The organism is Zoogloea ramigera (assembly GCF_006539865.1).
GTDB classification, from domain to species: Bacteria; Pseudomonadota; Gammaproteobacteria; order Burkholderiales; family Rhodocyclaceae; genus Zoogloea; species Zoogloea ramigera.
Map to the genome: position 1 here is coordinate 1 of NZ_BJNV01000110.1, position 8,797 is coordinate 8,797.

Here is an 8,797-nt window from a genome sequence, read left to right on the forward strand (position 1 = left end):
GGAACCGGCGGTGCCCCACGGGCTGGGCACCATCGCCCGCATCGTCGACTGGGACATGTCCCAGCCCGGCCTGCTCTTCATCAAGACGGTGGGCGGCGAGCGTTTCCGCATCGTCGAGCGCACGCTTCAGCGCGACCGCCTGCAGACGGCCCGCGTGGTGCCGCTCCCCGAGCCCGCGCCCCAGCCGGTGCCGGAGGCCCTGAAGGGCGCGCTGCCGCTGCTCGAGGCGATCATCGCTGACACCGGCACCGCATCGTTCCCCGAGCCCCACCGCTTCGACGACGCGACCTGGGTGGGCTACCGGCTGGCGGAGATCCTGCCCATCCCCAGCCTCGCCCGCCAGCGCCTGCTGGAGCTCGACGACACGCTGTCGCGGCTGGAGATCATTCACCAGTATCTGAGGCAGCACAATCTGCTGGGGGCGTAGGCGCGCGCCTTACAGCTGCCCCTGTACCAGCTGCTCCAGCAGCTTGCGGATCGGCGCCGGCAGCGCGGCGTCGGCCAGCCGGTCCAGCGGATGCCAGGCCACGCCGGGCTCGCCGGCGCTGGCAGCCGGCGCGGTTACCTCGACGGCCTCTGGCAGCAGATCCAGCGCGAAGTGGGTGAACACGTGGCGAAACGGGGGCAGCGGCGCGACGCGCTGCACCGCGAGGCCGTAGCGGCTGGCCACCCAGTCGGCGGCGTCGGCGTCCTCGGGCAGCTCGGGCAGGCTCTGCAGGCCGCCCCAGATGCCGGCTGGCGGGCGGCGCTCGAGCAGCACGCTGCCGCCGGCGAGGATCGCCGCAAAGCGGCCGCGGCGCTCCGGCACCACCTTTTTGGGGCGCGGGGTGGGCAGCTCGGCCACCCGCCCGTCGCGCAGCGCCACGCAGCTGTCGGCCAGCGGGCAGCGCCCGCAGGCGGGGCGGCCGCGGGTGCACACGGTGGCGCCCAGGTCCATCTGGGCCTGGGTGTAGATGTCCACGTCGTGCTCGGGCAGCAGGCTGTCGGCCAGCGCCCACATCGCGTCCTCCACCTTGCGGTTGCCCGGGAAGCCCTCGATGCCGAAGGCCCGGGCCAGCACCCGCTTGACGTTGCCGTCGAGGATCGCTGCCCGCGTGCCGTAGGCGAAGGCGCTGATCGCCGCCGCGGTGGAGCGGCCGATGCCGGGCAGCTCGGCCAGCAGCGCCGGGCTGGCCGGAAAGACGCCGCCGTGGCGCACCATCACCGCCTGGGCGCACTTGTGCAGATTGCGGGCGCGGGCGTAGTAGCCGAGGCCGCTCCACAGGGTGAGCACGTTTTCCACCGGCGCGGCGGCCAGGCTGGGCAGGTCGGGGAAGCGGGCCAGGAAGCGCCCGTAGTAGGGGATCACGGTGTCCACCTGGGTCTGCTGCAGCATGATCTCGGACAGCCACACCCGGTAGGCGTCGCGGGTCTGCCAGGGCAGGTCGTGGCGGCCGTGGTGGCGCTGCCATTCAACCAGGGTGGCGGCGAAGCGGTTCAGTGTGGGGCTCAAAGTGGCTTCCTCTCGACGGTGGGCGGCGGGGCGGCGATAATTCAGGCCCCCAAACAAGATGCCCGGCCCTTCGTTGCGGCCGGGCACGTTGCACCCATCATGACTGATTACAAGAATGACCCGGACGTGCGCGCCTTTCGCGACACGCTGGGCATGTTCCCCACCGGCGTGACGGTGATCACCGCCCGCGGCCCGGGTGGCGAACCCGTCGGGCTCACGGTGAGCTCCTTCAACTCCGTCTCGCTGGCCCCGCCGCTGGTGGTGTGGAGCCTGTCCGGCCACCTGCCGAGCGTGCCGATCTTCGAGACCGCCGCAGTGTACGCGATCAACGTGCTCGCCGAGGATCAGCAGGACATCTCCCAGCGCTTTGCCAGCCGCGGTGAAGACAAGTTCGCCGGCCTCGCGTTCACCGAAGGCGAGGGCGGGGTGCCGATTCTGGCGGGCTGCTGCGCGTCGTTCCAGTGCCGTCAGTTTGCCCGCCACCCGGGGGGCGACCACGTCGTCTTCATCGGCGAGGTGCTGGCCTTCGAGCGTGACGCCGCCAAGCGCCCGCTGCTCTTCCAGGGCGGCGCCTACCGCCGGCTGGCCGACTGAGCCCGACCACAATCACAACCCCCAGGCAAAGCCCATGATCACGCCCAACTGGATCGAGAGCGGCGAAGGCGCGCGCGGGCTGGTCTTTCTGCACGGGGTCAGCGGCGGCGCCGCCGGCGCGCTGGAGCTGCTGCCCCGGCTGGCCGCGCCCGGCTGGCGCACGCTGGCCTGGGACATGCCCGGCTACGGCGCCAGCGAGCCCTTCGAGCCCGACACGCCCGAGGGCATGGGCGCCTATGCCGACGCGCTGGCCGAGCTGCTCGATGCGGCCGGCCTCGAGCGCGCGGTGCTGGTCGGCCACAGCATGGGCGGCATGGTCGCGCTGCAGACCGCCGCCGCGCACCCCGAGCGCGTCGCCGGGCTGGTGCTGGCCTGCTGCACGCCGGCCTTCGGCGCCAGCGCGGGGGCGATGCAGCAGGCCTTCCTGGACAAACGCCTCGGCCCGCTCGACGAAGGCGCCAGCATGCGCGAGCTGGCCATCGATCTGATCCCGGGCATGGTCGGCCCGGGCGGTGAGGCCGAGCTGGTGCACGACGCCGTCAATCTGATGGAGCAGATCCCGCCCGACAGTTACCGCCGCGCCCTGCGCGCCGTGGTGGGCTTCGACCAGCGCTCGGCGCTGGCACGCATCGCGGTGCCGGCCCTGGTGATCGCCGGCACCCACGACAAGGTGTCTACGCCCCTGGTGGTGCGCCGCATGGCCGAGCGCCTGCCGGCCGGCGTGTACCGCGAGATCGACGCCGGCCACCTGGCCCCCTTCGAGGAGCCCGCCATCTTTACCGCGCTGGTGCGCGAGTTTCTCGACGGCCTCGATCACATCCCTGTCATTTGAAGCCCTCACGCTCAGCGCCCATGAACGAGAGCCCCTTCAAAGGCAAGACCGGCCTGACCCGCCTGCGCAACGCCTTCTTTTACTCGATGGCCGGCCTGGCCGCCGCCTACCGCAACGAAGACGCCTTCCGCCAGGAGCTGCGCCTCGCCGCGCTGCTGATCCCGCTGGCCCTGTGGCTGCCGGCCAGCGGTACCGGCAAGGCGCTGATGATCGCCAGCGTGCTGCTGGTGATCATCGTCGAGCTCCTCAATTCCGGCCTCGAAGCCACCGTCGACCGGATCTCCCTCGATCAGCACCACCTGGCCAAACGCGCCAAGGACATCGGCAGCGCGGCGGTCTTCGTCGCCCTCGTCAATGCCGCGGCCGTGTGGGGGCTGGTCTTGTTTGCCTGAAGATATCTTTACCATGACCTCATCCGCCGCCCGTCCGGGCCGCAAACCCTGTGTTAACTGCACCTGCGCCACCACCGGTTTCTGCCCACGGGGCGTGGGGGCCAACATCCCGCCGGAGCTCGCCGCTGCCAACCCGGCGCCCGCCGGCAAGCCCCTGTCGCCCAACCAGCTGCGCCGGGCCCAGCTCGCGCAGCTGCCGGGCAAGCGCAAGGCGCTGAGGTTCTGAGTGCCGCCCGGGCTGGGCCTCGCCCCGCCCGCCGCGTGGTGCGAGGAGGCTTGGGGCGGGCCCTGCGTATCCTTGAGCGCGCCCCCGTGCGAAAATCCGGCCCCTTCGACCTTCCGGACGTCTCCCCATGAACCAGGCCAGCGCCACCCACGCCATTTCCCACCTCGTCATCCACCGCCTGGTTCCCGGTGACGGGGCGCCGTCGCGGGTCGAGCTGCGGCCCCAGGCCAACCCCCTCGACGATGCCGCCGTGCGCCTCATGGAGCGCCTGTGCCGCCACCTGGCCGAGCGGCCGGGCAAGGGCTTCGGGCATTTCGAGCGCGACGAGGGCAACTTTCCGATGGCCCACTGGGTGCGCGCCCACGCCATCGAGGGCAGCCTCGACTTTGCCGGCCTGTCCCGCGAGATGCTCGGCCACCTGCAGCAGCGCATCGACGAGGACAAGGTGGAGGAGGGCGGCTACGTGCTGTTCGCCCGCGCCACCGTGTTCGGCGCCGACTGCCTGTACGTGGCCCTGCTGCAGGAGACCCTGGGCACGGTGATCGGCGACGGGCTCAGCATCCTCGACAGCCCGCACCTCGACATGGCCGGGCTGCAGGTGGCCGGGCGCATCGACATCAGCGCCTGGCAGGCCGGCGCCGAGCGCTACATCAGCTTCCTGAAGGGGCGTGGCGACGTGGCCGGCTGGTTCAAGCGCTTCCTGGGCTGCACCGACGTGGTGATCGCCCTTAAAGAAACCAAGAAGCTCGTCGAGACCATCGGCCACTTCGCCGACACCCAGCAGCTCGAGGCGCCCCAGCGCGACGAACTGATGGAGCGCGCCCACCTGGTGCTCGAAGAGATGGGCGAGCGGGGCGACCCGCTCAGCCTGCAGGCGGTGGCCGCGCAGATCTTCCCCGACGCGCCGGCCCGCCTCGCCGAAACCCTGCAGAACGAGGCGCTCGACCTCGCCACCGGCTTCGTGCCCGACAAGCGCGCGCTGCGCCCGCTGATCCGCTTCAAGGCCAGCGCGGCCGACTGGAAGCTGGAGTTCGAGCGCAGCAGCCTGCGCGGCGGCAGCGTGCACTACGACAAGGAAAGCAACACCCTGGTGCTCTCCAACATCCCGGAAAAACTCCGCCAGCTGCTGCTGGACGAGTAAGCGCGGGCCTGCCGCCCGCCGCCGAGCCCTTGCCCGGCGGCGCGCCCATCTTGCCGCGCCTCACCCGCGCGGCGCCGGATTCACCGTTCATCCCCGCCCATGACGCCACCCCTGGTCATCCTGATCCTCTCGCTGCTGCTCGGCATGCAGCCGCTCACCTCCGACCTCTACCTGCCGGCGCTGCCCGCCCTCACCGACAGCCTGGGCACCACGCTGCCCCGCGCCCAGCTCAGCCTCACCGCGCTGCTGCTGGCTTTTGGCGTGTCACAGCTCGTGTGGGGGCCGGTGTCGGACCGCTATGGGCGGCGCCCGGTGCTGCTGGCGGGGCTGGCGGGCTACGTGCTCGCGGCGCTCGGCAGCGCGCTGGCGGGCAGCATCGAGGCGCTGGTGGTGTGGCGGGCGCTGCAGGGGGCGTGCATGGGCGCCGGCACGGTGTGCGCCCGGGCCATCGTGCGCGACTACTTCTCGCCCACCGAGGGCGCCCGGGCGATGAGCAAGGGCCTTACCGGCCTGGGTTTCAGCGCCTGCCTGGGCCCCCTGGTCGGCGGGCTGATCGCCGAGGGGCTGGGCTGGCGCGCCACGCTGGCCATGCTGGTCGTGCTGGGCGCGATCATCCTGTTCGTGGTGGCCCGGTACTTTCAGGAGACCCTGCCGGTGCGCGACGCCAACGCCCTGCGCCCGCGGGTGCTGGCGCGCACGGCCGGCGGCATCCTCGGCAATGGCGATTTCTGGGCCTTCGCGCTGCTCAGCGCCTGCTCGTTCGGCGGGCTGTTCTGCTTCCTGTCGGCCTCGTCTTACGTGTTCATCCGCATCCTCGGCGTGGCGCCGCGCTACTACGGCGTGGTGCTGCTGGTGATGATGATCTTTTACATCAAGGGCACGGTGCTGTGCCGCTACCTGATCCTGCACGGCGGGGTGGTGCGCGCGCTGCGCATCGGCGGGCTGTTCAGCCTGTGCGGTGGCGGGCTGATGGCCGGGCTGGCGCTGGCCGGGGTGAGCAACGTGTGGGCTATCTTGATCCCGGCCTGCATCTTCAACGTCGGCCACGGCATCAACCAGCCCTGCGGGCAGAGCGGCGCGGTGGCGCCCTTCCCCAAGGTGGCCGGCGCGGCGTCGGCGCTGTCGGGCTGCCTGATGATGCTGGTCGCCTTTGCCTCGGGCAGCCTGGTGGGCGCCCTGATGGACGGCACGGCGCTGCCGATGGTGCTGGGCGTGGGTGGCTGGAGCGTGGCGGTGGCGGCGGTAGCCTGGGGCTGGGTTCCCCGCCTCGGGCGGGCCTAGCCAGATAGGGGGCTTCAGCCCTGCGGTTTGTCCTTGGCCGCCAGCTCGGCCAGCACCAGCGGAAACGCCGCGCTGCCCACCAGCGCGACGCCCGACACGATCATCACCAGCCCGGCGCCGGACTCCTGCAGCAGCGGGTGCAGGCTGGAACCGAAGCCGGCCAGCAGCAGCGCCCCGGCGACGAGGCACAGCAGGCCCGGCACGCCCAGCAGCCAGGCCCCGGCGGGGAGGCGTTTGAGTGCCATCGCGGGCTCCTTAGACGCGCTTGAAGACCAGGTCCCACACCCCGTGGCCGAGCTTGATGCCGCGGTTCTCGAACTTGGTGAGGGGGCGATAGTCGGGCTTGGGCGCGTAGCCGTCGGCGCTGTTGGCGAGCAGCGGCTCGGCGCCGAGCACTTCGAGCATCTGCTGGGCGTATTCCTCCCAGTCGGTGGCGCAGTGCAGGTAGCCGCCGGGGGCCAGGCGCGAGGCGATCAGCTTGACGAAGGGGCCCTGCACCAGCCGGCGCTTGTGGTGGCGCTTCTTGGGCCACGGGTCGGGGAAATAGATGTGCACGCCGGCCAGCGAGCCCTCGGGGATCATGTCGCGCAGCACCTCGACGGCGTCGTGCTGGACGATGCGCAGGTTGGTGATGCCGCCTTCGTCGATCAGCTTGCACAGGCTGCCGACGCCCGGCGCGTGCACCTCGATGCCGAGGAAGTCCTCGGCCGGCCGGGCCTGGGCGATCACCGCCGTGGACTGGCCCATGCCGAAGCCGATCTCGACGATGTGTGGCGCCTGGCGGCCGAACACCGCGTTGAGGTCCACCGGCTCGGGGCGGTAGGCCACGCCGACCTTGGGCATCATCTCGTCCAGAAAGCGGTGCTGCGCGTCCGACATGCGGCCCTGGCGCAGCACGAAGCTGCGGATCGACTGGGAGGTGAGCCGGCCGCTGGCGGGCTGCTCGTCGGTGGCGTCGGGCTGGTGTTCGTCAGTCATGGGGAAATCCGTAAAACGATAACGGCGCATCCGTGGGTGCGCCGTGAAAAATGGAAAGAATCTGCGCGGCTCTTGGGTGGCTTGGCGTCGTGTAGGTGCGGCTTCAGCCGCACGCAGAGGTCAAATCGGGGATCCACCCTGATTTCCGTGCGGAGTGCGGCTGAAGCCGCACCTATAGCCTACGCGGGCCCCTGCCTCGCTCAGCTGCCGATCAGCCCGCTGGTCGGCGAGCTCGGGCTGGCGGTGTAGAACTTCTTGGGCATCCGGCCGGCCAGCCAGGCCTCGCGGCCGGCCTCGACGCCCTTCTTCATGGCGCCGGCCATCTTGACCGGGTCTTTGGCCAGGGCGATCGCGGTGTTCATCAGCACCCCGTCGCAGCCCAGCTCCATCGCGATGGCGGCGTCGGACGCGGTGCCCACGCCGGCATCCACCAGCACCGGCACCTTCACCGCGTCGCGCACCAGCTGCACGTTCCAGGGGTTGAGGATGCCCATGCCCGAGCCGATCAAGGACGCCAGCGGCATCACCGCCACACAGCCGATGTCTTCGAGCATTTTGGCCTGGATCGGGTCGTCGGCGCAGTAAACCATCACCTCGAAGCCCTCCTTCACCAGCACCGCCGCCGCCTTCAGCGTCTCGGGCATGTTGGGGAAGAGGGTGTGCGGGTCGCCCAGCACCTCAAGCTTCACCAGCCGGTGGTCGTCGAGCAGCTCGCGGGCGAGGCGCAGGGTGCGCACCGCGTCGTCGGCGGTGTAGCAGCCGGCGGTGTTGGGCAGATAGGTGAAGCGCGACGGCGGCAGCGCATCGAGCAGGCTCGGGGCGTTCGGGTCCTGGCCGATGTTGGTGCGGCGGATCGCCACCGTGACGATCTCGGCGCCGCTGGCGTCGATGGCCGCCCGGGTCTCGGCGAAATCCTTGTACTTGCCGGTGCCCACCAGCAGCCGGGAGGAATAGCTCTTGCCTGCAATCGTCAGCAAATCGTCCATCGAAGCGCCTGTAAAAGTGAGGGTTGGATCGGGAGCGTGGAGCGGGCCGGCCTCAGCCGCCGCCCACCGCGACGACGATCTCGAGGCGGTCGCCGTCGGCCAGCGCCGTGGCTGCGTGCAGCCCGCGCGGCACGATGTCGCCGTTGCGCTCTACTGCCACACGCTTGCCGGCAAGGTTCATGGCCTCTAGCAGCGAAGCCACCGTGGCCGGCGCCGCGAGGGAGCGGGCTTCACCGTTGATCGTCAGCGAAACCGACGCGGAAGAGGTCGCAGCAGAAGACATGGCACCGCCAGTAAAAACACGTGGGCCGCGAGTTTACCACGCCTCCCGGTTGCCCTCCGCCCCCGCTCTGCGTACAATCGCGGCTCTCAGAGCGGGCGTCGTATAATGGTAATACCTCAGCTTCCCAAGCTGATGCCGTGGGTTCGATTCCCATCGCCCGCTCCACATCGAATTCCGGCAGGTCGTTGATCTGCAAAAGAAAAAGCCAACCGGGAGCGGTTGGCTTTTTTGTTGTCTGGTCGATGTCTGGTCGGAAGTGGGTAGGGTTCGGTCTAGCTCCATCAAGCTCTTTCCAAAGTGGCTGCTCATCGGCCAAATCAGCCAAGACAGCTACCGCAAAGGCCCGCCTTAGGCTGGAGGTCACTCGCAACAGCAGAGTAAGCGTAAGACATCGACTGGGCACCTCGAATAACCCAAGGTTTTCAGTAAATCCCGCCGCGCAACGATGATCGCGACCGAATCCTGTTCCGTTTCTTCGGCAAACCACCGTTTTCTTCGCTGGTGTCACCTCGCCTTTGCCTCGAATCGCCTCCGGCAGCGACGATTCGGCCCATTTCGGGCGTCAGAAGGCCGTGATTCCGGCCTTCTGGAG

12 protein-coding genes and 1 tRNA gene are annotated in these 8,797 nt (G+C 70.0%); 8 read left to right on the forward strand and 5 right to left on the reverse strand.

What is annotated here, in order from left to right; all coding sequences use genetic code 11:
• Positions 1-427 (forward strand): LON peptidase substrate-binding domain-containing protein (locus tag ZRA01_RS19110; RefSeq protein WP_141354971.1); only part of this gene is annotated, 427 nt, incomplete at its 5' end.
• A 9-nt stretch (positions 428-436) separates the two neighbouring features.
• Here the strand turns inward: ZRA01_RS19110 and mutY are convergent.
• On the reverse strand, positions 437-1,480 hold the full coding sequence (gene mutY / locus ZRA01_RS19115; protein WP_141354982.1) for an A/G-specific adenine glycosylase: 1,044 nt from the start codon (positions 1,478-1,480) through the stop codon (positions 437-439).
• Between the two features lie 111 nt (positions 1,481-1,591).
• Here mutY and ZRA01_RS19120 point away from each other — a divergent pair, with 111 nt between their 5' ends.
• The 6 genes from ZRA01_RS19120 (at position 1,592) to ZRA01_RS19145 (ending at position 5,958) form a co-directional block, all read left to right on the forward strand.
• Complete coding sequence (locus ZRA01_RS19120; protein WP_141354972.1) at positions 1,592-2,086, forward strand: flavin reductase family protein; 495 nt, start codon at positions 1,592-1,594, stop codon at positions 2,084-2,086.
• Positions 2,087-2,120: 34 nt separating this feature from the next.
• On the forward strand, positions 2,121-2,918 hold the full coding sequence (locus tag ZRA01_RS19125; protein WP_141354973.1) for an alpha/beta fold hydrolase: 798 nt from the start codon (positions 2,121-2,123) through the stop codon (positions 2,916-2,918).
• 20 nt (positions 2,919-2,938) lie between these two features.
• On the forward strand, positions 2,939-3,310 hold the full coding sequence (locus ZRA01_RS19130; protein ID WP_141354974.1) for a diacylglycerol kinase: 372 nt from the start codon (positions 2,939-2,941) through the stop codon (positions 3,308-3,310).
• A gap of 13 nt (positions 3,311-3,323) precedes the next feature.
• Positions 3,324-3,536, forward strand: coding sequence for a hypothetical protein (locus tag ZRA01_RS19135; protein ID WP_141354975.1), 213 nt, complete (start codon positions 3,324-3,326; stop codon positions 3,534-3,536).
• Positions 3,537-3,663: 127 nt separating this feature from the next.
• Entirely contained in the window at positions 3,664-4,677 is a 1,014-nt protein-coding gene (locus ZRA01_RS19140) for a nucleoid-associated protein (RefSeq protein ID WP_141354976.1), read from the forward strand.
• Between the two features lie 99 nt (positions 4,678-4,776).
• A complete protein-coding gene (locus ZRA01_RS19145; protein ID WP_141354977.1) occupies positions 4,777-5,958 on the forward strand; it encodes a multidrug effflux MFS transporter in 1,182 nt (393 codons plus the stop codon).
• Positions 5,959-5,972: 14 nt separating this feature from the next.
• Here the strand turns inward: ZRA01_RS19145 and ZRA01_RS19150 are convergent, their stop codons facing one another.
• From ZRA01_RS19150 to thiS, 4 genes are all read right to left on the reverse strand, one after another.
• A complete protein-coding gene (locus ZRA01_RS19150; RefSeq protein WP_141354978.1) occupies positions 5,973-6,203 on the reverse strand; it encodes a hypothetical protein in 231 nt (76 codons plus the stop codon).
• Between the two features lie 10 nt (positions 6,204-6,213).
• Positions 6,214-6,936 carry a tRNA (guanosine(46)-N7)-methyltransferase TrmB gene (gene trmB, locus ZRA01_RS19155; protein ID WP_141354979.1) on the reverse strand — a complete coding sequence of 241 codons (723 nt, stop codon included), beginning with the start codon at positions 6,934-6,936 and terminating at the stop codon, positions 6,214-6,216.
• 200 nt (positions 6,937-7,136) lie between these two features.
• The gene (locus ZRA01_RS19160; RefSeq protein WP_141354980.1) at positions 7,137-7,922 is read right to left on the reverse strand and encodes a thiazole synthase; all 786 of its coding nucleotides are present in this window, start codon (positions 7,920-7,922) and stop codon (positions 7,137-7,139) included.
• Positions 7,923-7,974: 52 nt separating this feature from the next.
• Positions 7,975-8,205 (reverse strand): sulfur carrier protein ThiS, encoded by a 231-nt coding sequence (gene thiS / locus ZRA01_RS19165; RefSeq protein WP_141354981.1) that lies wholly within the window; start codon positions 8,203-8,205, stop codon positions 7,975-7,977.
• A 91-nt stretch (positions 8,206-8,296) separates the two neighbouring features.
• On the opposite strand from thiS, the gene ZRA01_RS19170 reads away from it, so the two are divergent.
• A tRNA-Gly gene (locus ZRA01_RS19170) sits at positions 8,297-8,370 on the forward strand.
• Positions 8,371-8,797: the final 427 nt, after the last annotated feature.

Excerpts from the sequence above, each read along its gene's own strand:
- ZRA01_RS19120 (WP_141354972.1), top strand. The coding sequence starts at position 1,592 with ATGACTGATTACAAGAATGACCCGGACGTGCGCGCCTTTCGCGACACG.
- ZRA01_RS19125 (WP_141354973.1), top strand. The coding sequence starts at position 2,121 with ATGATCACGCCCAACTGGATCGAGAGCGGCGAAGGCGCGCGCGGGCTG.
- ZRA01_RS19130 (WP_141354974.1), top strand. The coding sequence starts at position 2,939 with ATGAACGAGAGCCCCTTCAAAGGCAAGACCGGCCTGACCCGCCTGCGC.
- ZRA01_RS19135 (WP_141354975.1), top strand. The coding sequence starts at position 3,324 with ATGACCTCATCCGCCGCCCGTCCGGGCCGCAAACCCTGTGTTAACTGC.
- ZRA01_RS19140 (WP_141354976.1), top strand. The coding sequence starts at position 3,664 with ATGAACCAGGCCAGCGCCACCCACGCCATTTCCCACCTCGTCATCCAC.
- ZRA01_RS19145 (WP_141354977.1), top strand. The coding sequence starts at position 4,777 with ATGACGCCACCCCTGGTCATCCTGATCCTCTCGCTGCTGCTCGGCATG.
- ZRA01_RS19150 (WP_141354978.1), bottom strand. The coding sequence starts at position 6,203 with ATGGCACTCAAACGCCTCCCCGCCGGGGCCTGGCTGCTGGGCGTGCCG.
- trmB (WP_141354979.1), bottom strand. The coding sequence starts at position 6,936 with ATGACTGACGAACACCAGCCCGACGCCACCGACGAGCAGCCCGCCAGC.
- ZRA01_RS19160 (WP_141354980.1), bottom strand. The coding sequence starts at position 7,922 with ATGGACGATTTGCTGACGATTGCAGGCAAGAGCTATTCCTCCCGGCTG.
- thiS (WP_141354981.1), bottom strand. The coding sequence starts at position 8,205 with ATGTCTTCTGCTGCGACCTCTTCCGCGTCGGTTTCGCTGACGATCAAC.